Genomic DNA, 24,575 nt, shown 5'->3' with positions numbered 1-24,575 from the left:
GATCCGCCGGGGCGACGGCCGATCCTGAAGCCAACCCCGAATTGTCGTCCCGGAAAGATCGCGTTGAGGGCTACGATCTCGTGGCCCCCAAGACTTGGGCAACGACACGAAAGCCACGACCCCGCCCGAAGAAGACGACCTGTTCGCGCAGAGAGGCTGAGAGGCCGACTCGGGGCGGGGGATTGACATGAGTGCCGGGGAGCGAGAACACTCCACATCTTTCGAGACTCGCGCGTCGGGGCGACGGCCGTTGCCCGACGGTCCCTCGGAGGATGCTCGTGGAAACGAAGGCATGGGTGGCGTCGGCGGCGAAGCAGAAGCTGACCTTGGAGACAATCGACCTCGGGCCGCTCGGTCCCGAAGAGGTCGAGGTCGAGGTCGCACATTGCGGTCTCTGCCATTCGGACCTCTCGGTATTGAATAACGACTGGGGCATCTCGGGGTACCCGGCGGTCCTGGGCCACGAGGTCATCGGCCGGGTCGTGGCGGTGGGGCCGATGGCCAAGGGGCTCCAGGTCGGCCAGCGTGTCGGGATCGGCTGGACCGCCGACAGTTGCATGCACTGCCGCCAGTGCCTCTCCGGGGACCAGCACTTGTGCGCCGGGGCCAAGCCGACGATCCTCGGGCATCGCGGCGGCTTCGCCTCGCGCGTCCGAGCCCACTGGGCGTGGACCATCCCGCTGCCGGAAGGCTTGAAGGACGCCGAAGCCGGGCCGTTGCTCTGCGGGGGGATCACGGTCTTCAGCCCCCTGCTGATGTTCGCCAAGCCCACCAGCCGGGTCGGGATCATCGGCATCGGTGGCCTCGGGCACATGGCGGTGAAGTTCGCCTCCGCCTACGGCTGCGACGTGACGGCGTTCACCTCCAGCGAGAGCAAGTTCGACGAGGCCCGAGGCTTCGGGGCCAAGCACGTCGTCTCGAGCCGCGACCCCGCTGCGATCAAGAAGCTAGCCGGCACGTTCGACCTCCTGATCGTGACCGTGAACGTCCCGCTCGACTGGGACGCCATCCTCAGCACGCTCGCCCCGAACGGCCGGATGCACGTCGTCGGCGCGGTGCTCGAGCCGCTCGCGTTCTCCGTGGTGCCGATGATCTTCAAGCAGGGTAATATCTCGGCCTCGCCGACCGGCTCGCCGGTGGCGATCGCCACCATGCTCGACTTCGCGGCGCGCCACGACATCACGCCCCAGACCGAGCATATGCCCATGAGCCGCATCAACGAGGCCTTCGAGCGCCTCGAGGCGGGCAAGGCGCGCTACCGCATCGTCCTCGACGCCGACTTCTGACCCTTTCGGCAGATCCGCTACATCCGAAGGAGCTCGAACCATGCCGACCCGGGTCTCTCCCGCCTGGGCCGCGGGCGTCGTCCTCGCGACGACGACCGCCTGCGCCCCGGGCCTCGCCCAGGAACCCTCACGCCCTCGGTTCAAGGCGATCGCCTTCGACTACTTCGTCCTCTTCGACCAGAGTGCCATCCTTCGCGAGGCGGAGGCGGCCTTCCCGGGCAAGGGGGCCGCGCTCATGAAAGCGTGGAGAGAGAAGCAATACGAGTACACTTTTCTCAGATCCGCGTCCGGCCGACATATCGACTACTTCAAATTGGCCGAGGACGCCCTGATCTACACCGCCAGGTCGGCGAAGCTCGACCTGAGCTCGGAAACGAGGCGGAAGCTCCTGGACGCCTTCCTGGCCCTGAAACCCTGGCCCGACACCGCGGATGCGTTGCGAAAGCTGAAAGCCTCGGGCGTCCGCATCATCATCCTCTCGAATCTCAGCCCGAAGATCATCCGCACCAATGTCGAGCGGGCCGGCTTCGCGGACCTCTTCGACGAGATGCTGAGCTCCGAGGCCAACGGCACCTTCAAGCCGGACCCGAAGGCGTATGCTTTGGGAACGGAGCGACTGAAGCTCCCCAAGGGCGACGTGGCGTTCGCGGCCTCCGCGGGCTGGGATGCCTTCGGGGCGAAGTCGTTCGGCTATCCCACCTACTGGGTGAACCGGCTCAACCTCCCCCCGGAAGAGCTCGACGTCAAGGCCGACGCGACCTCGAACCGAATGGAAGGGCTCCTGGAGTTCGTCCTGGGCAAGCCCTGAACAGGATCCAGCCCAAGGGCCTGCCCGACTCCACACAAGGGCCGTCTTCACCGACGGCCCGATCACCCTTCGGGCGTCCACCAACCGTCGATCGTCGTCTTCAGTTCCGCCACCTTCTCCGGGTGGTCGTGGACGAGGTTGCGGGCCTCGTGCGGGTCGGCGGCGAGGTTGTACAGCTCGACGACGGCCAGTGGGGCGTTGCGATGCTCGGGGAGGATCAGCTTCCACGATCCCGAGATCGCCCAGCGGAAGCGGAGGCTGCTCGACGGGCGATGGATGTCGACGGCGCTATGAGTGAAGACCTCGCCGAAGAGGGTGTCGCGTCGGGCGACGGCGGCCTCGTCGAGGAGATCCAGGCCCGGCATCTCGGGGGTCGCCTGCAGGCCGGCGGCGGCCAGAAGAGTCGGGGCGAGGTCGATCGAACTGGCGAGGTGCTCGGACGCTTTGGGTCGAATCCGGGCGGGCCATCGGACGAGGATCGGGGTCCGCAGGCCGCCGTCGTACGGAGACTGCTTGGACCTGGGGGCGAACCGGTCGGCGTTGGGATCCTGGATCCAGCCGTTGTCGGCGAGGTAGACGACGATCGTGTCCCGCGCGACACCGCCTGAGTCGAGATGGTCGAGCAACTGCCCGCAGGTCTCGTCGAACCACTCGACCATCGCCCAGTACTTGGCCACCTCGAGCGTCGGCGCCTTGTCCCGGTACTTGTCGAGGAGTCGTCGCGGGGGGTTGTGCGGTTGGTGCGGCATCATCGGCGCGTACCAGAGGAAGAACGGAGTCTTGTCCCGCGCGGCGCCATCGATGAAGTCGAAGACCGGCTTCATCGTCTCGCGGCCGATCGTCAGGCCCTCGTCACCATGCCTCCCCCCCTGGTCGGGGTCGCCGTGGGTCATGCCCGAGGTGAAGCCGCCGCTCCGGTAGTTACCACCCCACCACTTGCCCGACTCGAAGCTGACGTAACCCCGACCGGCCAGGAGCCTCGGGACCGTCGGGTGCGACTCGAAGTTGCCGATCATCTCCTTCCGCTGGGCGCGGAAGGTCGGGTCGCGGTAGATCGCCGCCCCCGTCTTGCCGGCGGGCGTGGGCGGGTCGTTGCTCGTGACCTTGTGCTGATGGGCATAGAGCCCGGTCAGGATCGTGGCCAGGCTCGGCGAGCAAAGGCTCGAGGGGACGTACCCCCGGCGAAAGCTCAGGCTCTCCGAGGCGAGCCGGTCGATCCGAGGGGTCCGGATGTGCGGATGGCCCATGAACGAGTAATCACCCCACCCCTGGTCGTCGGAGACGATCAGGACGATGTTCGGCCTCGCGTCGGCCGCGAGGGCCGTTGCCTGGAACGAGGCGATCGCGAGAAAGACGAGCCAGAGACGAGTCATCCTCGCCACTCCTCTCATGGATTTGTTGATCGACGGAGACCGATTGGACCGCCCCCCACTCGCCGGCGAACAGGTCGAGACACGCCGACACGCAGACGGAGGACTACTCTCCGGATCGATCCTGAAATTGGAAACTCTCGTGATGCCCGACGCCGACGCCGGGCATCCCCCTTCACGCATGATAATGTCCCCGCAGGCCGTTGACGATTCGAGGGGTCCGACAAGATTCGGCGCCCGGGGACCGCCCGAAACCCGTTGTTTTCTCAAACAACGGGTTTCGGGACCGATTCTCAGCGTCCTCCCGACCCTCGAGCCGGCTCGACGACCTTGCGGATCTGGATCGGGGCCCCGTCGTTGGCCTGGGGCATGCCGGGGGTGCTTCGCCCGTCGGCCACGTACTTCTCCAGGAGGGTCGTGAGTTCCCGGACGATCTCGGGATGCTCGGCCTGGAGGTTGCGGATCTCGGCGCGGTCGGCCTCGAGGTCGTAGAGTTGGACCTCGGGGAGGCCGTCCGCCTCGTCGCGGCCGGGCCGAGGCGTGCTCCAGCCTCCCGAGTCGGCGCAGAGGGCGAGTTTCCAACGTCCTCGGCGGATCGCGAACGACCCGTTGATCGAGTGGTGGACCGTAGCCTCGCGGAGCGGGCCGGTGGCTTTCCCATCGAGGGCGGGAAGGAGGCTCACGCTGTCCACCGCCGCCGAGTCGGGCAGCCGCACGCCGAGGATCTCGGCACAGGTGGCGAAGAGGTCCGTCAGGCAGATGACCTGGTCGCTGGTCGAGCCCGGCGCGACTCGCATCGGCCAGCGCACGAGGAACGGGATGCGGTGACCCCCTTCGAAGAGGTCGGCCTTCGTCCCTCGGAACCCGGCGCTCGGGTCGTGCCCCTTCGCCAGCAGCTCGGGGTACTTCGCCTGCGGCGAGCAGCCGTTGTCGCTGGTGAAGATCACCAAGGTCTCGCCCGTAAGCCCCTCGGCCTCGATCACCTCAAGGACCTGCCCGACCGCCTGGTCGACCTGCATGACGAAGTCGCCGTAGGCGTTGAGGCCGGATTTCCCCCGCCACTCCGGCGCGGGCAAGATCGGCGTATGGGGCGCGGCCAGGGGGAGGTAGAGGAAGAACGGCGTCCCCTCTCGGGCCGCCTTGGCGTTCGCCTTGAGGAACTGGCTCGCCGAGCCGACGAGCGAGGGGAGGACGTCCTCGGCCTCGAAATCGGCCGCGGCCGGGCCTTTCCGGACCCAGGTCTTCTCGACGGTCGGTACCTTGTCGGGACGATCTTGATCGATGAAGACATACGGTGGCATATCGAGCGACGCGCTGATGCCGAAGTACGAGTCGAACCCGACGGAGGTCGGCCCGTTCGCGATCGGCCGGGTGTAGTCGATGTCCCAGCCGTCCTTGATCTTGGCCGGGCCGTCGGCCCGTTTCCGAGACCAGTCCATGCCGAGGTGCCATTTGCCGACACACGCAGTGCGATAGCCTTGGCGGTGGAGGAACTCGGGCAACGTCAGGCGCCCGGGCTCGATCAAGCGTGCCGAGTATCCATCGAGCACCCCCGACTTCAAGGACGATCGCCAACTGTATCGTCCGGTGAGGATCCCATAGCGCGTGGGAGTGCAGACGGCCGAGCCCGAATGGGCGTCGGTGAACCTCATCCCCTCGGAAGCGAGCCGGTCGAGGTGGGGCGTGGCGATCTCCCCTTCGGGGTTGAAGCAGCGGACGTCGCCGTACCCGAGGTCATCCGCGAGGATGTAGACGATGTTCGGCGGCCGGGACGCCGGTGCCGACCCGGCCGACGCCCCCCGGGCCAGCAACAGGCATAGGCAGCAGAACCCCAGTAAGGTCGATCGCATCGGCAGCTCCGGCTCGTCAGGCTCGAGTATTCACCACAAGGACACAAAGGAATCTACGAGAAAATCAGAATCTTATTTTCTTTCTCATACTTATTCTCTTTTCACCTTTGTGGTGAGGAGCTCCCCCGGTCACGGCTCAGGGAAGGGTGTCGAAATTCACTCGACGAGGGTGAGGACCAGGGTCCTCAGCTCGATCGCCTGGCGGCCGGGGATTTCGACCGCCCGGAGGGCGAGCGGGCCTCGGCCCTTCTCCAGCTCGACGACCCCCATGCGGAATGGCTTGAAATCCTTGACATACGATTCACCCTTCCGAGGGACGCGGTCATGCTCGGCCCCACGCGCGGGCGGGTCGTGCGCCTCGGCAACCTTGGCCCGCAGGGTTCGGCCGTTGAAGTCGAGCTCCAGGGTCGCCCCGACATCCTCGGGCGCGGCGGCGTAATAAGCGACGACCTCGTAGCGGCCGGCGGTCGCGAGCTCGACGTCCCAGGTGATGCGGTCGTCGGTCCGGCTCCAGTTGGTGAAGTACGAGCAGTTCGGCGCACCGGCGCTCCGGGTGATCGCGCCGTGGGGGACGCCGTCGCGGGCCGGGAGCCAGGTGATCGGGAAAGCGCGGTGGCCGACGGGGAACGGCCTCTTGTCGTCGGTCAGGCCGGGCAGGAGCTCGGCCGACCATTGGGCGACGGCCTCGGAGAGCCGCGAGGCGGCCTCGGGGTTCGCCTTCGCGACGTCATGCGCCTGGCCGGGGTCGCGGGTCATGTCGTAGAGGTGGCCAGCGGCGTCGAGGCGGTACTGTTGGTTCCGCACGCTCACCTTCCCGCCCCAGTGACTGAAGAGGAGCCGGTCGGGCCAGTCCCCGCCACGGCCGAGCAAGAGCGGAGCGACGCTCACGCCGTCGAGCGGCCGGTCCGAGGCGATGGGGATCGCCGCCAGCTCGGCGAGCGTCGGCAGCAGGTCGATCGCGCCGGCGATCGGCGAGACCTTCGTCCCGGGCTTGACGTGACCGGGCCAGCGCAGGAGCAAGGGAGAGCGCACGCCCCCCTCGTCGGTTGACCCCTTGCGACCCTTCATCCCGCCATTCCAGCGCCAGCCGTTCGGGCCGTTATCGCAGAAGTAGAGGACGATCGTGTCCTCGGCCAGCTTCAGTTCGTCGAGTCGCTTGAGCAACCGGCCGACGTTCCAGTCGATGTTCTCGCACATCGCCAGGGCGGCCCTGGTGAAGTCGACGTCCTCGGGCTGATCGCCCCGCGCCGACAGGCCCAGCTTGGCGTCCTTGAACTTGGCGAAGAAGCGGTCGGGGACCTGCATCGGCGAGTGGGGGGTGTTGAGCGGCAGGTAGCAGAAGAACGGGCGGTCACGGTTCGATTCGATGAACGACAGGGCGTGATTGGTCAGGTCGTCGGTGATGAACCCGTCGCCGCGAACAAGCCGGCCGTTGTGCTCGAGCGGGGGGTTGAAGTAATCCCCCCAGTGCCCGGAGCAGAACCCGTAGAACTCGTCGAACCCGCGGGCGTTGGGGTGATACGGGTACTGCGTGCCGCTGTGCCACTTGCCAAAGGCGCCGACCGTGTATCCAGAACGCTTGAACGTATCTCCGATCGTCTTCTCATCGAGGTCGAGTCGCTCGCCGCCGGTCGAGGTGCTCCAGACGCCCCCTCGGGGATGGTACCGGCCGGTGAGGAACTCGGCGCGAGTCGGGGAGCAGACGGGACAGACGAAGAAGCGGTCGAAGAGGGCCCCGTCTCGCGCGAGCGAGTCGATGTTCGGGGTGCTGAGATTCGTGTTCCCGTGGACGCTCAGGTCGCCCCACCCCTGGTCGTCGGAGAGGATCACGACGATGTTGGGTTTCGGGGCTGCCGCCTGCGTCGAAGGGGCGAGGAAGGCGGAGAGCAGGACGATCGCCGCGGTCGAGGTGCGTCGCAAGGCCATCGGTTCAGTCGGGCGTCCGGTCCGGCCCGCCTCCGTGGTTGGTTTGGGCTCGTCGGGGGATATCGCGGTCCTCGGCCCGAGGGGGGATCGGGCCCATCATAAGCGTGGGGGGGAATCGATTGAAGGGGGGGAACGAGGGCACGAACAGACAGGATCAGTACGAGTCGGCGGAGAGGACCTCTCCCTGGGCGCGTGAGCCGAGGCTCCAGATCGCCTGGAGGTTGGTGGTGTCCTTGAGGAAACGCACCGAGCCGTCACACATCAGGGCGTTGGCGCCACCGGGGTGGAAGCTGCTCATGTTGATGGTGCCGGGATTCTGGCTGGCGCCACTGCCGTTGGTGTTGCAGTTCGGGAACTTGGAGTTGGGGGGCAGCAGGAGCTGGCCCGTGCTGTAGCCGACGATGCCGTAAGCCCAGCTCTGCCCCAAATACGGGGTGTGCCCCCCTCGACTCGCCGTCGTCAGCCCGGCGCTACAGGTTGAGAGCCACTGCTGGAACGGGCCGGCCCCCGCGGGCATCGACATCAAGGCCGTGTTCCTCGTGATGCCGGGCGGATACGAACCGATGAAGACGATGTCGGTCGAGGGCGTGAAAACCGAGACGTTGCCGCTCCCGATCTTGAACTCGCTGAAGGCCACGGTGTTGGTCGAGCCGTCGGTGATGCCCGCCAGGCCCACGGTTGTGCCGTTGGGGCTGTAGAAGAAGACGCCGTTGGGCGGGCCCCCGGTGTACGACGCGTCGAACTCGAGGCTCGACCCCATCGAGGCGAAGTAGTTGTTGCCGGGCGCGACGGGAGAGCCGGCCGGCGGGCTCGAGCTCCCCGCCCAGAGGCTGAACGTCGGCAGCGGGCTCGACGGACAGAGGAACGCCGAGACCCGGGTCTGCGTCACCGTCGAGTTGACTTCATCGACCACCGGGTCGTTGTAGCAGCCGATGGAGAAGTTCGCGGCATTGTAGAGCGCCTGCTGCTCGACGAACGGGAGCATCCGGGCATGAGTACTGAAGTCTTCGTTGCCGACCAGCGCCCCCTTGGAATTCCGCTGTCGGAAGAACCCGGGCGGGAAGCAGTCATTGGTCTGGTGGTAGTTGTGCAGGCCAAGCCCGATCTGCTTCAGGTTGTTCGTGCATTGGATGCGCCTGGCCGCCTCGCGTGCTGCCTGGACGGCGGGCAGCAGCAACGCGATCAGCACCGCAATGATGGCGATAACGACCAGCAACTCGATCAATGTAAAACCGCGACGCGTGCGCATGAGGGGTCCTCGGGTGTGGATGACGGATCGTCAACACCGCTTCACCGACCGCATTGTTCAGACGGGCTTCCGGGGTAGCCGCCCGCCTCTCGGAGTGTCGACCGTCGGCCCAGGAACACGCCTTCCGCGTCTCCGAAGCCGATCGATGACGGGGATTGTATCGAGGGCAGGACAACCGTCAACCCGCTGCCCAATAATTTCGATCAGTTTAGTCAACAAAACTGACTGAGGGGGCTACCATAGCGAGCCTCAGGATCCGAGGTGGATGGGGCAAGCGCTGCGGGCGGGTTTGACAGGGCGAAGGGCCTGGCCTACGGTGTTTGTAAGGGATATCGAAAGGGATGGGGCCTGCGGCCCGGAACAGAGGCGAAGGCGAAGGACGATGCGGTCACACCTGACACAGCTCCTGGGGCGAACGCAGCAGTTCAGCCTCTACACCGACGGCTCCCTCTGGGCGAGGTATGCGAGCGGGCGGGAGACGCCGCTCGGGCCGGTACGGTCGGCGTGGGATCCGAGGGAGTTCCCCCACGCGGCCTCGGAATGGTCGGCCCTTGTGGCCCTCTATGCGTCGTACGCGAATTCCGACGGGGTGAGAGCCGTCCGAAAGCCTTGCGTGAGCGGGCGGGCTTGACCTTGGCATCGGCTATCGGACGAGCCGACGCGTGAGGTCAGGGATCCTCAGAGGAAGGGCCCAGGCCCGACTTCGGGAGTGGGTCCGGCCTGTCACTCCCGGGGCCTGGAGGCTCGTTGGGGCCGTCCTCGCCCTCCGAGACCTTTCGATACCCGAGGTTATGGAGGATCTCGAGGATCTCGCTCCAGGCCGGGAACGGCCGCCCGCTGGCCTCTCGATAGGCTCGGATTGCGTCCGCGAACTCGCGGACCGATTCGTCGTCGCGGCCGTCATTGCCCGGTGAGGCGTCTGGCCATCGGTCGTCGGTCATCCGCACACACCTCCAAAGACGGACGTCCCGATCCTCGAACGCCCTTCCATTCCCTTGTTTTAGAGCGGCAAGGACGAGCGTCAAGGACGAGGTTTTCCCCATCCCTCCGCAATCCTGCCGTACCCACGTCGAATTGGTCCTGAATCCAGGCCCACATCGCGACCGCCCTCTCCGACAACGTCGGGGAAAGGGCCTGTCGGCCGTGCCCAGGCGAAGTCCCTTGGCCTTCGAAAACCAGCCACAGAGGCCGGGCGTGACCGCCGACCACGGAGCCAACTGGTTTTCGAAGTCGAAAAGGGGAGCGCGTCCGACCGAGGCATCCCGGGATGGCCTGAGTTCCGTCGTCGAACCCGCCATCGCCGGAGTCGGTGAGCACGTCATTGAGTCGATCGTGAGAAAGGATACCCGTCCCCGAGGCCTCGGGAGAAGGATGTCATCAAAAATCAACGTCAGGATCTCGACCTTGCATTTCCCGAGGCCGCCGACCTCAGCGACGTGGAGATCGGAGCAAGGGTTGGGCGAAGCCATTCGGGGCGAGCCCCATGCAAAACCGGGGCGATCACGCGGCCGACACGGCGAAATCCGGCCGATGGCGAAGACGTGCGGGGCCATACGACGGATAGCTCGGCAACATTTCCGTCATCGTGTCGGAAAAAAGCAACGGGGTTGAGCGGGCAAATCCGTCCCTTGAGACCCATGACCGAGGTGGCTTATACTGGCATAATTCGTGCGGGCTGGTCGCGTTGGCGGCGGCCCCGCACCTCCGTCCCAGCGACGCTCCCCTTCTCGCGCCATCCGATCTGCGTCGGGGCCTCCTGAGGCTGTTTCCCACGATTACCCATGTCGGAAACACTGACGGTCGATGAGCTGTCGCGGATCCGCCGGTTGGCCGCCGAGGTTGCGGGGATCGCTGTGGACGAACGGCACCGCGGCCTGCTCGACCGCCGGGCGAGGCGTTTTGGGGGACGAAGCCGGTTGCTGGCGGTGATGGATGCCGTCGAAGGCGGCGACCCGTCGTCTCGGCAGGCGTTCCTCCGGTATTTGACCATCAACCACACGAGCTTCTTCCGCAACCCCCACCACTTCGACGTCGCGGCGGACCACATCCGGCGAATGGTCGCCGATCGGGGTCGGGCCCGAGTCTGGTGTGCGGCGACGGCGACGGGCGAGGAGGCGTATTCGGCGGCGATGGCGGCGATCGAGCGGCTGGAGGGGACCGCGACGGCCCCCGATCACTCGGGCTTGCCGATCGAGGTCCTGGCCACCGACGTGGACGAGGCCGCCCTGGCCGAAGCGAGGCGAGGCGAATACGGCGAGGCCGCCCTCGCCCCGATCTCGCCGGGACGCCGCCAACGCTTCTTCATCCCCGCAAGCCCGGGCGTCTCGACCCGACGGGTGGGCGAAGCCGTCCGGTCCGTCGTCCGGTGCGAGCCCCTCAACCTCGTGGACGCCTCCTGGTCGGGCCTCGGGCCCGGCCCGTTCGACGCGATCTTCTGCCGGAACGTTTTGATGTACCTGACCCCCGACCATCGCTATTCGGTGCTCGAGAGCATGACGGGGGCGATCTCGGCGGACGGCCTGCTCTTCCTCGACCCGGCCGAGCACCTCGGACCCGCCCGCCACCTGTTCGAGGCCCTGGATCAGGGGGTCTACCGGCCCCGGCCCCCCCGACGACTCCCCTTGAGGCCACGCCGATGACGATCTCAAGGCGGCTGTTCATCCTCGCGACCGTCCCCCTGCTCTCCCTCGTCACACTCTGCGCCATCGGCTACGTCGAGTTCAGCAACATCGAGCCGAAGACCCAGAAGATCGCCCGGATCGACATCCCGAGCATGACGCTGATCAACCGGATCACGCGAAACCTCGGCGAGACCCGGGTCCTGATCCGGGAGTTCCTCCTCTCGCCGCCATCGGCCAGGCCGATGGTCGCGGCCAAGCTCGCCGAGAAGCAGCCCCTGCTCGCCGCCGACTTCGCAACCTACGAGAAGGAATACATCAGCGACGAGGCCGACCGCCTGCTGATGAGCTCCACGCGTGAACTCGTCGACCGCTGGTTCGCCGTCTCGGACCAGATCCAGTCCCGGGAGAACTCGGGCCAAGGCGAGGACACGCTGCGGTACAAGGACGACCACCTCCTCCCCCTGGGCCCGCAATTGGACAGTCGCCTCTCGGCCTGGAGTGCCTACAACGCGAAGTCGGCGTTCGACCAGTCCACCGCCATCCTGGTCGGGGCGGGTCGCACGGTGCAGATCTTCACGGCGGCCTCGGTGGTGGTGCTGTTCGTGACGGGGATCGTCGGCCTGTGGACCTATCGCCGAGTCGTCGACCCCCTGCAGGAGCTCCAGCGCACCGTCGCGAGGATTGCGGAAGGGGACTACCAGATCGACGTCCCGCACCTTTCGGCCTCGAACGAGATCGGCGGACTCTCCCGGGCCGTCGACGTCCTGCGCAAGAACGCCGGCACGGTCGCGAACCAGCGATGGATCAAGGCGACGGTCGCCGAGATCACCACCGGGCTCCAGTCGGCCGCCAACCTCGAGGGGCTGGCGCAGGCGGCCCTCTCGGGGCTCGTGCCGGCCCTGGGCGCAGGGGCGGGGGCCGTCTATCTGTTCGACCTCGAGACCCGGCGACTGAGATGGGCCGCGGGATATGGCCTCGACGACCGAGTCGACCCGACCACGTCGTTCGCCCTCGGCGAAGCCCTGGTCGGCCAGTGCGGCCAGGAGCGGCGATCGATCCAGGTCTCCGACATCCCCGAGGGCTACTTCCGGATCTCCTCCGGCCTCGGCGAGGCCCACCCTCGCGTCGTGGCGGTCCACCCGATCCTCTCGCAGATCTCGATCCTCGGCGTCCTCGAGATCGCCGCCTTCCGCCCCCCGACGCCCCTCGAGAAGGAGCTGATCGAGACGCTCCTGCCCGTGGTCGGCACCTCGATCGAGATCCTCAGCCACAACCTGGGCAGCGTCCGGGCGCTCCTCGAGACGACCCAGGAGCAGGCGAGGGCGCTCGAGGAGCAGGCCGAGGAGCTCAAGCATTCCGAGGCGGAGCTCATGGCCCAGAAGGAGGAGCTGCTGCTCCAGCAGCACGACCTCGAGGAGGCGAGGAAAGTCGCCGAGGAGTCGACTCAGTCCAAGTCGATGTTCCTCGCCAACATGAGCCACGAGATCCGGACGCCGATGAACGCCATCATCGGGCTGTCCAACCTCGCCTTGAAGACTCGGCTCGACGCGACGCAGTCCGCCTACGTCAGCAAGATCCACGGCGCCGGGATCTCGCTGCTGGGGATCATCAACGAGATCCTCGACTTCTCCAAGATCGAGGCCGACAAGCTCACGCTCGAGTCGGTCTCGTTCTGGCTCGACGACGTGCTCTCGAACGTCACGACGATGGTCGGGCAAGTGGCCTACGACAAGTCGCTCGAGCTGCTGCTCGACGTCTCGACGGACATCCCCCGCTGCCTGGTCGGCGACCCGTTGCGGCTCGGGCAAATCTTGACCAACCTGCTCAACAACGCGATCAAGTTCACCGAGGCCGGCCAGGTCGAGGTGGTAATCCGGAAGAAGGAGGGTTGGGGAAATCGGGCCCTCCTGGAGTTCGCCGTCAGCGACACGGGGATCGGGATGACCCCCGAGCAGGTCTCCCGCCTCTTCTCGGCCTTCAGCCAGGCGGACGGCTCGACCAGCCGAAAATACGGCGGCACGGGCCTCGGGCTCGCCATCGTCAAGAAGCTGGCCGAGCTCATGGGGGGCGACGTCACCGTCGAGAGCCGGCCGGGGGTGGGGACGACCTTCCGCGTCGTGGTCTGGTTCGACCTCGGCGAGGAGAACGGCCGGCACGAGATCGTGCCGGGGAACTCGGCCGGGATCCGCGCCCTCGTGGTCGACGACAACGCGACCGCCCGCGAGATCCTCCTCGAGAGCCTCCAGACGCTCGGCCTGCGGGTCGAGGCCGTCGGCTCGGCCCGAGATGCCTTCGAGGCACTCCGGGAGGCCTCGGCCGAAGACCCATATAACGTCGTGTTCATGGACCAGCGGATGCCCGAGGTCGACGGCATCGAGGCGACCCGCACGATCTTCGGCCGGCTCGCGCTGAACCCCCGGCCCAAGGTGATCATGGCGACCGCGTTCGGCTCTCCCGAGGTCCGCGAGGCCGCGGAAGGGGCCGGCGTGACCGGGTTCCTGACCAAGCCGATCACTCAGTCCTCGCTCTTCGACGCCCTCGCCCGGGCCCTGGCGACGGGCCCCCGCCTGGCCGAGCACGAACCGACGCCGGACGACGCCCCGGACCTCTCCGGAATCCACATCCTCCTGGCCGAAGACAACGAGATCAACCAGCAGATCGCCGTCGAGCTGCTCGGGCGGGGCAAGGCCGAGGTCCGGGTCGCCAACAACGGCCGGGAAGTGCTCGAAATCCTCGCCGAAGGGGGAGAATCGCCGCCGTTCGACCTCATCCTGATGGACCTCCAGATGCCGGTGATGGACGGCCACGAGGCCACGCGACTGATCCGGTCGAACCCCCGTTACCGTCACCTGCCGATCGTCGCGATGACCGCGCACGCGAGGGCCGAAGACCGCGCGGAGAGCCTGGCGATGGGCATGGCCGAGCACATCACCAAGCCGATCGATCCCGCAACTCTCTATCGCACGGTCCTCCGATTCGCCAACCACCACGCCGCCCCCGACGAGGTGCCAAAGCTCGAGCAAGTCGAGCCCCGGCCGCCGTCCCCACCGACGAGTTCCGGGCTCGTCGACCGCGAGGAGGGCTGCCGGCGCCTCGGCGGCAACCTGCGGCTCTACCAGACCCTGCTCGTCCAGTTCGTCGAGAAGCACGCCGGCTCGGCGGCCGCCATCCGCGCCGCGCTCGCCGAGAAGGACGCCGCGACCGCCGCCCGCGTCGCGCACACCCTCACCGGCCTCGCGGCATCGCTCGGGGCGAAGGACCTCGGGGCTTCGGCCTCCGTCGTGGAAGCCCAGATCAAGCTCGGCCAGTCCGGGCGCCCGGACGCCGCCCTCGGGGCGCTCGAGGCGGAGCTCCGCGCCGTCGTCGAGAACATCCTGGCCAACCCGACGAACCTCGCACGACCGAACCCGCTGGCGGAGGCCGGGCGCTGATCGGCCGAAGGAGCAAGACGAGCGGCCCCGTCGCCATCGCGACAACATGAACAAACACAAGACGAACCGAAATAAGTAAGCGAGGCCCCCCGATGTGCAAGGAGAAGGCGACGATCCTCGTCGTCGACGACGAGCCGATCTATGTCGAGATCCTGAAGAGTTTCCTGGCGCAAGACTACCATGTCATTTCCGCCGAGGGGCCGTCCCAGGCCCTCGAGGTCCTCGAGCGGACCCGGCCGGACCTCGTCCTGCTCGACGTGGTGATGCCCGGGATGGACGGGTACGAGCTCTGCCGGATCCTGAAGCTCGCCCCGGCGACCGCCAAGATCCCGGTGATCTTCGTCACGGCACTCGGCGACATGGAGGGAGAGACCCGAGGCTTCGACGCCGGCGCCATCGACTACGTGACCAAGCCGTTCAACCCCGTGGTCGTCCGGGCCCGAGTCCGCAACCATGTGGCCCTGAAGCGGGCCCACGACGAACTGGCGAGGCTGGCCTCGACCGACTCGTTGACCGGCCTGGCGAGTCGTCGCCACTTCGACGAGGCGTTCGAAGCCGAGTACCGCCGCCACGCGCGCTCCGCGCTCCCGCTCTCCCTGATCATGATCGACGTCGACCATTTCAAGGCGTTCAACGACACCTACGGGCACCTCGCCGGCGACGAATGCCTGCGCCGGGTCGGCGGCGTCCTTGCCGGTGCGCTCCACCGCGAGCCCGACCTCGCGGCCCGCTACGGCGGCGAGGAGTTCGTCTGCATCCTCCCCGAGACGAACCTCCCGGGGGCCCTCGACGTCGCCAAGGCCGTCCACGAGGGCATCGCGGGCCTGCGGATCTCCATCCCCGGCGCCCCCGGCCCGCTCGGCGTCACCGCCAGCGTCGGCGTGATCACCTCCGCCTGCGGACACCCGAGCGGCGAGGCCGACCTCCTCCGCAAGCTCGACCGCCTCCTCTACCTCGCCAAGGACGAAGGCCGGAACCGGATCGTCTCGGACGCCGACGCCACGCATCCCTCGGGCGAAGGTCGAGGTGAGTAGGAGCTTGTCCCGTCACCAGGTGAAGGAACAGAGGTTGCGGATGCACAGAAGTGGTACCCCACCCCGTGAACCAAGTGACTCGACCGACACCTGGGGAATTCCTGCAACGCACCAACGGAGGGATGATGGGAGAGAGGGTAGTGCAACCGACCAGCAGGCGGGTTGTAAGAAATCGGCTCGAAGGCAGTCCCGGAGATCTGTACACTGTGACTGGTCCAAACGAATCTGGCACGTCACCCGGACAAAAGCAGTAAGCCGGATGCGATCCCGAATTGGAGGCAAGAAGCCGCATGACCGCCGACGAATGGGATCTCTGCTCTCGTAGTGATTTCATGCTGATGCCATTGAACGAATGGTTAATCGCGAACCCCGGTTCGGTCAAGAATATCGATCGCAAACTCCGGTTGTACGCTGTCGCCTGCTGCCGCCTACATTGGGACCTGTTCGAGATGGACCTTTTCCGACAGGCGGTAGACGTTGGCGAGCGGTTCGCAGACGGACAGGCGGACGAGCGGGAATTGGCTACGATCTACGAAGCGATCATGGCTTTCCCGACCCCGAACGACCAGAGCCACAGTATCGAAGAGATGACGCTCAGGTTGGCCAGTAAGGCCCGTGGCATGCAGTGCGCACTATCAACCATCACTTCTTTGGCCACCGCGACCGGTTGGGATGATTTCGAGTTAGCCGTTTGGTCTCAGGCCCAGCGCCTCCGCTGCATTTTCGGGAATCCGTTCCGCCCTGTGGAATCCGACCTTATCTGGCGGACCCCTTCGATTGTAGGGATCGCCGAAAAAATGTACGCAGATCGAGACTTCTCCCCAAATGCCGATCTTGGCAGACGCCCTGGAAGAAGTCGGATGCGACATCCCCGAGATGCTGGCTCATTGCCGGGACGGCGGGCTCCACACCCGTGGTTGTTGGGTGATAGATCTGGTACTTGAATGGGATCAGATAGGCCAAAGGCAACGCGACTGACGATAGGACTTGCGTGGTCGGCGGGCCTCAGTCATTAATTCTGGATATCCGAATTTCGTTTCGTATCGCCATCTTTCCACCAGCGTTCAGGATCCAAACCGTTGAGCGTCGTGGAGGCTAAGTTTCATGGGTTTTACCGTCTACTACCGATCGACTCGTCCCGTCACGAAGGCGGAATCCGAAGTGATCCAGCAGGCCGTCGATGCCGCGAACAGTGGAAGGACCTGGCTTCATTGCGAGGGGGTCCATTTCTTCCCGATCGAAGACGATGGATTCTTACTCGGAGGCAGTAAGCCGAACTTTCTGCCCCATCCCGACGATGCAGGAGCGGCTGCCCAGGAAGGATTGCCGAACGGGACTTGCCGCGACATGCTCGACGTGCTATCCCAAGTCAGTCGAGACTTTGGCATCGACTGGATCCTAAGCCACGACTATGACCCGAACATCGGAGCCGTCCGCGCCGGGATTCTTGATCCTGGTGTCATTAACCAGATCGAGGCCTTCGCGGATCTTGGGGACATCCTTGGCGACTTGGACCTGGATGTCGATGCCTAGTCTCGCGCCTCAACGGACGCGTTGTTGGCTTACAGCGGTTAACGCAGGCATAGCGCACAAGGCGAACGCTTTCGCCCAATATCCGTGGCTTTCAGCCGATTCTACAGTGTGCGATGCGACCGAGAACCGCCGTAATGCCGATCAATACCTCGACTCCTCGCCGCTTGCTCAGATTCTCCGGCTCTTTGCCACCGTAAAACATGCGAGAATACTTTTAATTTTGACACAATCAAAACAACATTTCATTAAACTATTTAATTTTACAAATAAATATTTGGCGGCCGTCCAGCCATGTTACTCCCCGGCGTCCCCGACGAGCATCTGGCGAGGCATCATTGGAATCTAGGCGGCGGGCGCGGGTGCCTGGGGTACACCCACCTCCCCTCGGGCATTTCCGTCCGCCGCACCTGTCCTGCGGGTATGTCGGTTCACGTCGTCGACTCGGAGCTGCTTGCCGAGCTTCGTGACAAGCTAAGGGCTGAAGGGCTCCTATCCGAGCAGGGTGGGGCAAACCGCGATCCGGACTAATTCCGATCTATAGCGTGTCTCGTCCACCTGGACCATATGATCCCTATCCCTCGATGAGGCATGATAAATCACACGAACCGCTATCCTGGTGCGGAGTTACCAGAGTCAGCATGCCAACGCGCCAACGACCAGTTCACCCGCCTCCTGGCCTGGTGCGCCGGCAACCCCGGCGGCCGACCCCCCGACAGCGACCGCCCCCTTCACGCCCTCGGCACTCGTCGATACAATCTTCCCGATCCGAGATCTCCCGGCTTCACGGCGGACTGATGCAAACCAGCGTCTCCCACCCCACCACTGAGAACGAGCTCTATCTGACGCTCTTCATCACCGCCGGAGGCGGTTGGTAGGGATCCCATCCCCTTTCGCACACCAGGTCATCGCGAACCGCCCACCCCGAGGCCGGTTCTCCCTCCAACTCGGTGCCCGCGAACAACGGCCGAGGCCCCAACCTTACAGACCCGACCCGCGGACGGTTGCGCCCGAGGTTCCGGGATTCCCCCCTCTTTACTCATATATTTTGGATTGATCGCATGCCTCATCACTATTCGGTGGCCGAATTCCTGGGGACGCTCGTCGTCGCGTTGGCCGCGGCCAAGCTCCTCGGGGCGTTGATGAAGGCGGTGGGCCAGCCGTCGGTGCTCGGGGAGTTGGCGGCGGGGGTCCTGCTGGGCTCCTCGGTGCTCGGGCTCGTCGACCCGGAGGTCGAGGTGATCCACCTCCTCGCCGAGGTGGGGGTGGTGATCCTGCTCTTCGCGATCGGGCTCGAGACCGACCTGGAGAAGCTCCTGAAGGTCGGCGGGAGCTCGGCGGCCGTCGCGACGGTCGGGGTCGTGCTCCCGTTCGTCCTGGGCTATTCGGTGTGCCGGCTCGTCGGGATCCCGGACCTCGCCGCGGTGGTCGCGGGGGCGTCGCTGACGGCGACCAGCGTCGGGATCACGGCACGAGTGCTGTCCGACCTCAACCGCTTGCAGGAGCCCGAGAGCCGGATCATCCTCGGGGCGGCCGTCATGGACGACGTCATCGGGCTCATCATCCTGACCGTGGTCTCGGGCCTGGCCGAGGGCAAGCACGTGACCGCGATCGGCGTCGCTCGGATCGCCGGGGCCGCCTTCGGGTTCCTCTTCGCGACGCTGTTCGTCGGCAGCCTGCTCATCCCCCACCTGGTCAAGCTCTCGTCCAGGGTCCGGTGGCCCGGCACTCCGACCATCCAGGCTTTGATGCTCGCCTTCGGCCTCGCCTGGCTCGCAGACAGCCTGGGCTCCGCGGTCATTATCGGGGCCTTCGTCGCCGGGGTCCTGCTCGCCCAGACCCCGAAGGCCCACGAGATCGAGCACGGCATCACCGAACTCGGCAACTTCTTCGTCCCCTTGTTCTTCATCTCCGTCGGCGCAGCGGTCGACGTCCGGGTCTTCAACCCCCTCGACCCGGCGAATCGGATGACGCTCCTCGTCGGCGGCCTTCTCATCGCGGTCGCGGTGGCCGGCAAGTTCGCAGCCGGCTACGCCGCCCCCTGGTTCAAGGGGAACAAGAAGGTCATCGGCGTGGGCATGATCCCCCGCGGAGAGGTCGGGCTCATCTTCGCCCAGATGGGGCTCTCGAGCGGCGTCTTCGACGCCAAGCTCTTCGGCGCCGTGACGCTCATGGTCATGGTCACGACCTTCCTCGCCCCGCCCCTGCTCCGCCTTCTCTTCCCTGCCGCAGAGACCTGGTGGATCCCGCCCGAGGCCGAGGGGATCGACGAGTTGGTGACGGGCGAATGAGCCCGTCGCCCGGGGGCCGGCCCTTCCTCAAGGAAGGGCCGCGTCCCAAGTGTTAGGTTGAGCGGATGGGGTGGCGGTCCTCCTGGCCAGATCCACCGGCCTTCACATCTGGAGGCCGCCCGCCGCATTCCCCGTGGCGATGACGAGCGGGCCCATCGGGTTGGTCGGGACCATGGCGAAGCGGGGCTTGGCGTCGCGAGGGAGGACGGCCACGGAGTAGGTCCGGTAGCGGCCGTCGTGCAGGTTGCGGGTGGTCGTCAACGACCACGCCCCCTCGGAGTCGGCGACCGCCTTGCCGACCGGCACGAGCTTGGTGGGCTCGTGCGCCGGGGCGAGGAACAGGTACACCTTCGAGCCGGGGGCCGACGTCCCCGAATAGGTCGGCATGCTGACCGTGGAGACCGACTCGGTCGGGTTCACAACGCCGCTCGAGGGGCTCAAGGAGCCGGTCAGGATGTCGCGGTCGAGGGCCGTGCCGCCGTCGCCCAAAGTCGGGGCGACGACCCTCATGTACCACTTCGCCACCCCGGTGTCGCCGCTGTGGGTCGCGCCGGCGGCCGTAAGATTGAAGTAATCGGCCTTCCCCTTCACCGGGACCTGGCCCCATAGATTGTAGACATGACTGTTTGTCCCATGGTCGCGGGACGCCGGCGTCTGCTGGTAGAAGACCTGCGCCTGGTCGACGAACTCGGGGACGATCGGGAGCGGGTCCTTGGCCTTCGACTGGTAGTTGTCGATCATCCCCTTGGCGATCCAGCCGATCGGGTTGCCGGCGACGCTGTACTGCTTGCCCGTGGACCCCGTGTTGGCCGCGTGCGGGTCGAGCAGGGTGTCCTCGATCCAGCCGGCCTGGAGCTGCGCGGGCATGTCCTTGCCCAGGCGGAGGAGGGTCTGGCCGTTGACGATGGTCCCCTCGCTGTGGCCGATGAGTTGGATGTCGACCGGGGCATCCGCCGGCAATTTGGCGAGGGCATTGCGGATCTGCCGCTCGAGCTTCGGCGCCTGCTTGGCCGCCTCCCCCGGGGTACTGCTCTGGTCGACCCAGTTGTAGGGGATGACGACGTCATACCCGTCCTGCCGCAGGAAGTACCCCGTCTGCAACTGCCAGGGGGGGCCGTTCTTCCAGTTCTTGTCCTGGATCCCGCCGTGCGTCACGATGCCGATCGTGTACTTGCGGAACGACGCCGTCGCCGAGGCATCCCCCGAGGCAAGCGCCTGATCGGGGTTGGCCACGACGAGAACGTAGGGGTTCTCGGGATTCAGCGGGAGGCCGTCGGGCAGCGGGATCGTGAGCGTATGGTGCCCCTCCGCCGTCGCCGACTGGCCGGCGTCGTCCAGGGTCGGTGACGCCGACCCCGGGCCCGAGACCGTCAAGGCATCCGCGTCGACCACCACGTCCGTCGCGTCGAAGGTCGCGTCAGGAGACCGGTAGACGCCAAAACTGAGCGGATGGGACGAATCCGGCGGCGTATTGACGTCGTACTGGATCGTGACGCCGTGCGAGTCGACGGTCGTGGCCGAGTCCATGACCACCGCCGGGGCCAGCGCCGCCGGGACCTGGCGCGGCTCCAACCCCTCGAGCCGATACTCCCGAGGCTGACGGCCCTTCGAAGGCGCAACCCGGAAGGACCGCCCGGCGAAGGCGTCGCGAGCAAGACGTAGGTTCGCTCTCCAATCCATCTTGAGTGCAACCTCCGTTGCGTTCCGTCGCGACGAGGAGACCCGGGCGAGCCATCACACCCGTCCGTGCCCAAATGCTCGAGGAGCCGTCGAACGTCGCCATCCTTGGTGCGGCCACCCCACTCGGACGTCATCCGACGGGGAGAACGGGCCGATCTTTCGGAACCCCAGGACGTAAAGGTCGAGATGTGACGTCGGGGTCCGGAGAAATGTTCGATAACCGAACGTGTTCAACAACCTAAAAAGAATGCCCCCACCCGTCAAGGCCGGTCCTCCCCCGATCATCCTCCCCTCCCCTCCCCTCGATGCCCCCACCCCGAGACGTCGCCCGAGGCGCGATGCCCATCACCGATCCATCCCCTCCGATCCTTCGAACTGTCTTCCTACGGCGAGGGCTGTGGCGCATTCGACAAAGGTCGCGATCTTGCCGTGCTGCCGACCCTTGCACGGCGAAGGAATTATGACGACCCGACAACGATATTGAACATGATCGCACCGGCATTTCCTGATGAAACTCCGAAGGCGAGGCCGACTATTCGAGTCTAGGTCCCCTTTTTCTCGATCCGAAACCGAATTTCGTCGGGGACCGCGGATTCACGCAGTGACACCTTTGATTCGAGACAGGTCGCCCAAGATGCTCCCAACTCGGGTCGGGCCACAGACGACGACACTCCGGCGATTGCGGTCGGCGCCGGCGATACCCACAGTAACGGTGGTGACGCCCTCGGAGGCCAAGCCCCGTTACCATGCCTTCGATGCCTTGCGCGGGACGGCGATGTTCCTGGTCATCGGCCTGCATGCCGCCCTGGGCTATCTCCAACGTGACATCCCCGGCGTCCTCTGGTGCGTCCGAGACGCCCCGACGACTCCCGCCTTCGATTGGTTCTGCTGGTGGGCGATGGGGGTCTCGAACCCCCTGTATTTCGCGATCGCGGGATTCTTCGCCGTCGGGCTCTACGACTCGAAGGGGCCGCGCGGGTTCCTGTCGAATCGCGTGGGCCGAGTCCTGGTGCCGTTCCTCGTCGGCGTCGTCACGGTCCTCCCGGCCACCCTGGCCGTCTGGAGCTACGGCTGGCTCGCCTCGGGGCGGTGCTCCCTGCGTGAGGTGCTCAAGCTGAAATACAACGACCCGCTAATCCAATCCGAACGGGTCGGCTCGGGACACCTCTGGTTCCTCGAATACCTCGTCGTCATGCTGCTGGCCTACGGCGCGTTCCGCTGGCTGGCCGACCGCCGAGGTGACCAGGCCAGGACTTCGACCGGCAGGCTGCTCGATCGCGTCCTCGCGTCGCGCTGGCGGCTGCTGTTCCTGGCCGTCCCCTCGACGCTCGTCCTCTGGATCAGCCGCCAGCGCCTGGGGGTCGACTCGGCCCTGGACCGGCACAACTCCTTCCTGATCGGCCCCGAGAAGTTCGTCTACTACGCGACCTTCTTCGCGGTGGGCGTGGGGATTTACCGGATGCGGAACGACCTCGGCCGCCTGATGCGCCCGGGGCCTTACTACCTCGCCCTTTCGTTGCCCGTCTTCGTCGGCCGGGCCTGGCTGCTCGGGCGTGACCGGATGACGCCGCTGGTCGGCCTCGAATCGTGGGGATCGGCCGCCCTCGGGGCGCTGTTCTCGTGGCTCGTCGTCTTCGGCCTCATCGGCCTCGCCCTCCGCGTCGTCCATCGCTCCCTCCCGATCATCCGCTACCTGGCCGACGGGTCGTATTGGGTCTACCTCATCCACATGCCGGTCCTCGGCCTGATCCAGGTCAACCTCTACCAGCTCCCGGGCCACGCCCTCTGGAAGTTCCCGGTCGTCCTCGTCGGCACCCTGGCCATCGGCCTCGCCTCCTACCAGACCTTCGTCCGATACACGGCCCTGGGCACCGGCCTGCACGGCCGCCGCGAACGCCTCCGCACCCGGGCCACGGCCTGATCCGGCTCGAGCAGCGAACGTGTCGCCGGCACACGGCACGACACGTCCATGCCCCGAGGGCGGAGGCGAACACGGGGACCGGCTTCGCGGAGGCGTCCCCCCGGTGGGCGGGGCGCCCCTGCCCCGCGGCGCTCGGCGCGGCTCCCGCAGCAAGAGCGGGGCAAGAGTGCCCCGCCCACCGGGGGGACGCCTCCTGCCGAGTCAACGCGGGAATCCGGGGATGTCCGTGCGGATTCTTGCGTCTGAGCCAACCTCGCCGTCCGAAGTCTACCCAGGATCCCCGCAAACGAGGCATTACCGGCGCACGAGTGGCTGAAACGACACTCGAGGCGTTGATCGATCAGATCACACACCTCCCGGTAGAGATCCCGAAGCTGTCGCGGACACATTTCCATCACGCGGGTCGGCCTCGGCGATCCCGATCCTCCCCCAGGATGCCGGCGCGGGTGCGAGTCGGTGATCGGTGCGTCCAACACACGCTTCGTAACGACGATGCGACCAGACGGTCGCACTGCCGGTTTCGGGAAATTTTTCCGCCCGCTGTCAGATTCCGGCGGAATCGGGTGATTCTCTTTCTCAAGGTGCGGCGAAGCCGGTCACGGCGGCCGCAACTGCGAACGAACTCTACCGCGACCATCCGCCAGCGCAAAGGAATCGATAATGGACCTGCCCCTCCTGCCGTCCATCGCCCGCACCCGCCGCGAAGCCACACGTCGCCGCTGCAACGCTTCGATCGGGCGGGACGTCGAGGGCCTGGAACGCCGCGACCTCTTCGCCGCCGACCTCGGCCTGGGCAGTCTCCCCGCCTCCCTCCCCTTCGTCGGCCCCATCGCGATCCAGGCGAGCACGCCGACGCCGGCCGGCGTGGCGGTCGCCTACAAGACGGACAGCGACTGGGGGACGGGCTTCAGCTCCGAGATCACGGTGACGAACCACACGACCTCGGTGATTGACGGATGGACGGTCGGGTTCGATCTCCCCTCGTCGATCACCCAGATCTGGGACGCCAAGGTCGTCTCGCACGTCGGCAACCACTACTCGGTGAAGGACGCCGGCTACAACGCGACCATCGCGCCCGGCCAGTCGGTGACCTTCGGATTCGTGGGGGCTCGGAACGGCTCGGCGGCCGTCCCCTCGAACTACACCGTCAACGGCTCGGCCGTGCCGACGCCCGTGACCCCGCCCGTGACCGGGACGTTCGACCTGTCGGCGACGTACAAGGTGACGAGCGACTGGCGGACCGGGTTCACCGGCTCGATCTCGCTCAAGAACACGGGGACTCTGGCGGTCTCGGGCTGGACTCTCGAGTTCGACCTCGACGCGAAGATCAGCCTGATCTCGGGCGCCACGGTCGTCTCTCACGTCGGCAACCACTACGTCGTCAAGGACTCCGGCTGGGACGCCAGCCTCCCCGTCGGCCAGTCGATCAGCCTCGAGATCGTCGCGTCTCGAGCCGACGGCGTCCCAGGGCCGGCGATCGCCTCGATGTCCAACGTGGTCTTCACGTCGGGCGCCCAGAAGAAGAGTTTCTCCTCGGTCGGCCCGAACGGCTGACAGGGTATTGCCGGTGATCGGACG

At 66.3% G+C, this 24,575-nt stretch carries 17 protein-coding genes; 11 read left to right on the top strand and 6 right to left on the bottom strand.

What is annotated here, in order from left to right; genetic code table 11:
- Positions 1-272 precede the first annotated feature (272 nt).
- Entirely contained in the window at positions 273-1,286 is a 1,014-nt protein-coding gene (gene ahr, locus ACYOEI_RS13100; RefSeq protein WP_462849947.1) for an NADPH-dependent aldehyde reductase Ahr, read from the top strand.
- A 40-nt stretch (positions 1,287-1,326) separates the two neighbouring features.
- The gene (locus ACYOEI_RS13095; protein ID WP_462849946.1) at positions 1,327-2,094 is read left to right on the top strand and encodes a haloacid dehalogenase type II; all 768 of its coding nucleotides are present in this window, start codon (positions 1,327-1,329) and stop codon (positions 2,092-2,094) included.
- A gap of 62 nt (positions 2,095-2,156) precedes the next feature.
- Here the strand turns inward: ACYOEI_RS13095 and ACYOEI_RS13090 are convergent, their stop codons facing one another.
- The 4 genes from ACYOEI_RS13090 to ACYOEI_RS13075 form a co-directional block, all read right to left on the bottom strand.
- Positions 2,157-3,467, bottom strand: a complete 1,311-nt coding sequence (locus ACYOEI_RS13090) for a sulfatase family protein (RefSeq protein WP_462849945.1) — start codon at positions 3,465-3,467, stop codon at positions 2,157-2,159.
- Between the two features lie 290 nt (positions 3,468-3,757).
- Complete coding sequence (locus tag ACYOEI_RS13085) at positions 3,758-5,314, bottom strand: sulfatase family protein (protein ID WP_462849944.1); 1,557 nt, start codon at positions 5,312-5,314, stop codon at positions 3,758-3,760.
- Positions 5,315-5,470: 156 nt separating this feature from the next.
- Entirely contained in the window at positions 5,471-7,240 is a 1,770-nt protein-coding gene (locus ACYOEI_RS13080) for an arylsulfatase (RefSeq protein WP_462849943.1), read from the bottom strand.
- A gap of 154 nt (positions 7,241-7,394) precedes the next feature.
- Positions 7,395-8,489, bottom strand: a complete 1,095-nt coding sequence (locus ACYOEI_RS13075) for a DUF1559 family PulG-like putative transporter (protein WP_462849942.1) — start codon at positions 8,487-8,489, stop codon at positions 7,395-7,397.
- Positions 8,490-8,871: 382 nt separating this feature from the next.
- On the opposite strand from ACYOEI_RS13075, the gene ACYOEI_RS13070 reads away from it, so the two are divergent.
- On the top strand, positions 8,872-9,120 hold the full coding sequence (locus ACYOEI_RS13070; protein ID WP_462849941.1) for a hypothetical protein: 249 nt from the start codon (positions 8,872-8,874) through the stop codon (positions 9,118-9,120).
- 37 nt (positions 9,121-9,157) lie between these two features.
- On the opposite strand, the gene ACYOEI_RS13065 is transcribed toward ACYOEI_RS13070, so the two are convergent.
- Positions 9,158-9,430, bottom strand: coding sequence for a hypothetical protein (locus ACYOEI_RS13065; RefSeq protein WP_462849940.1), 273 nt, complete (start codon positions 9,428-9,430; stop codon positions 9,158-9,160).
- Positions 9,431-10,270: 840 nt separating this feature from the next.
- On the opposite strand from ACYOEI_RS13065, the gene ACYOEI_RS13060 reads away from it, so the two are divergent.
- From ACYOEI_RS13060 to ACYOEI_RS13035, 6 genes are all read left to right on the top strand, one after another.
- Positions 10,271-11,128: a CheR family methyltransferase gene (locus ACYOEI_RS13060; RefSeq protein WP_462849939.1), complete on the top strand. Its 858-nt coding sequence runs from the start codon at positions 10,271-10,273 to the stop codon at positions 11,126-11,128.
- Positions 11,125-14,541, top strand: a complete 3,417-nt coding sequence (locus ACYOEI_RS13055; RefSeq protein WP_462849938.1) for a response regulator — start codon at positions 11,125-11,127, stop codon at positions 14,539-14,541. The genes ACYOEI_RS13060 and ACYOEI_RS13055 overlap by 4 nt, the downstream gene beginning before the upstream one ends.
- Before the next feature lie 92 nt (positions 14,542-14,633).
- Positions 14,634-15,575, top strand: coding sequence for a diguanylate cyclase (locus ACYOEI_RS13050; RefSeq protein ID WP_462849937.1), 942 nt, complete (start codon positions 14,634-14,636; stop codon positions 15,573-15,575).
- Between the two features lie 290 nt (positions 15,576-15,865).
- Complete coding sequence (locus tag ACYOEI_RS13045) at positions 15,866-16,519, top strand: hypothetical protein (RefSeq protein ID WP_462849936.1); 654 nt, start codon at positions 15,866-15,868, stop codon at positions 16,517-16,519.
- Positions 16,520-16,679: 160 nt separating this feature from the next.
- On the top strand, positions 16,680-17,108 hold the full coding sequence (locus tag ACYOEI_RS13040; RefSeq protein ID WP_462849935.1) for a hypothetical protein: 429 nt from the start codon (positions 16,680-16,682) through the stop codon (positions 17,106-17,108).
- A gap of 1,058 nt (positions 17,109-18,166) precedes the next feature.
- Positions 18,167-19,396 (top strand): cation:proton antiporter, encoded by a 1,230-nt coding sequence (locus tag ACYOEI_RS13035; RefSeq protein ID WP_462849934.1) that lies wholly within the window; start codon positions 18,167-18,169, stop codon positions 19,394-19,396.
- A gap of 102 nt (positions 19,397-19,498) precedes the next feature.
- Here ACYOEI_RS13035 and ACYOEI_RS13030 read toward each other — a convergent pair whose 3' ends face one another.
- Positions 19,499-21,076 carry a hypothetical protein gene (locus ACYOEI_RS13030; RefSeq protein WP_462849933.1) on the bottom strand — a complete coding sequence of 526 codons (1,578 nt, stop codon included), beginning with the start codon at positions 21,074-21,076 and terminating at the stop codon, positions 19,499-19,501.
- A gap of 712 nt (positions 21,077-21,788) precedes the next feature.
- Between ACYOEI_RS13030 and ACYOEI_RS13025 the strand changes: the two genes are divergently transcribed.
- Positions 21,789-22,997 (top strand): acyltransferase family protein, encoded by a 1,209-nt coding sequence (locus ACYOEI_RS13025; protein WP_462849932.1) that lies wholly within the window; start codon positions 21,789-21,791, stop codon positions 22,995-22,997.
- 660 nt (positions 22,998-23,657) lie between these two features.
- Entirely contained in the window at positions 23,658-24,551 is an 894-nt protein-coding gene (locus ACYOEI_RS13020) for a cellulose binding domain-containing protein (protein ID WP_462849931.1), read from the top strand.
- Positions 24,552-24,575: the final 24 nt, after the last annotated feature.

Source organism: Singulisphaera rosea (assembly GCF_054877945.1).
Note: the sequence above shows the minus strand (reverse complement) of the source record. Positions and strands in the feature narration are given on the sequence as shown.

Excerpts from the sequence above, each read along its gene's own strand:
- ACYOEI_RS13045 (WP_462849936.1), top strand. The coding sequence starts at position 15,866 with ATGACCGCCGACGAATGGGATCTCTGCTCTCGTAGTGATTTCATGCTG.
- ACYOEI_RS13065 (WP_462849940.1), bottom strand. The coding sequence starts at position 9,430 with ATGACCGACGACCGATGGCCAGACGCCTCACCGGGCAATGACGGCCGC.
- ACYOEI_RS13020 (WP_462849931.1), top strand. The coding sequence starts at position 23,658 with ATGGACCTGCCCCTCCTGCCGTCCATCGCCCGCACCCGCCGCGAAGCC.
- ACYOEI_RS13085 (WP_462849944.1), bottom strand. The coding sequence starts at position 5,314 with ATGCGATCGACCTTACTGGGGTTCTGCTGCCTATGCCTGTTGCTGGCC.
- ACYOEI_RS13035 (WP_462849934.1), top strand. The coding sequence starts at position 18,167 with ATGCCTCATCACTATTCGGTGGCCGAATTCCTGGGGACGCTCGTCGTC.
- ACYOEI_RS13040 (WP_462849935.1), top strand. The coding sequence starts at position 16,680 with ATGGGTTTTACCGTCTACTACCGATCGACTCGTCCCGTCACGAAGGCG.
- ahr (WP_462849947.1), top strand. The coding sequence starts at position 273 with ATGCTCGTGGAAACGAAGGCATGGGTGGCGTCGGCGGCGAAGCAGAAG.
- ACYOEI_RS13030 (WP_462849933.1), bottom strand. The coding sequence starts at position 21,076 with ATGGATTGGAGAGCGAACCTACGTCTTGCTCGCGACGCCTTCGCCGGG.
- ACYOEI_RS13075 (WP_462849942.1), bottom strand. The coding sequence starts at position 8,489 with ATGCGCACGCGTCGCGGTTTTACATTGATCGAGTTGCTGGTCGTTATC.
- ACYOEI_RS13050 (WP_462849937.1), top strand. The coding sequence starts at position 14,634 with ATGTGCAAGGAGAAGGCGACGATCCTCGTCGTCGACGACGAGCCGATC.
- ACYOEI_RS13080 (WP_462849943.1), bottom strand. The coding sequence starts at position 7,240 with ATGGCCTTGCGACGCACCTCGACCGCGGCGATCGTCCTGCTCTCCGCC.
- ACYOEI_RS13095 (WP_462849946.1), top strand. The coding sequence starts at position 1,327 with ATGCCGACCCGGGTCTCTCCCGCCTGGGCCGCGGGCGTCGTCCTCGCG.
- ACYOEI_RS13090 (WP_462849945.1), bottom strand. The coding sequence starts at position 3,467 with ATGACTCGTCTCTGGCTCGTCTTTCTCGCGATCGCCTCGTTCCAGGCA.
- ACYOEI_RS13055 (WP_462849938.1), top strand. The coding sequence starts at position 11,125 with ATGACGATCTCAAGGCGGCTGTTCATCCTCGCGACCGTCCCCCTGCTC.
- ACYOEI_RS13070 (WP_462849941.1), top strand. The coding sequence starts at position 8,872 with ATGCGGTCACACCTGACACAGCTCCTGGGGCGAACGCAGCAGTTCAGC.
- ACYOEI_RS13060 (WP_462849939.1), top strand. The coding sequence starts at position 10,271 with ATGTCGGAAACACTGACGGTCGATGAGCTGTCGCGGATCCGCCGGTTG.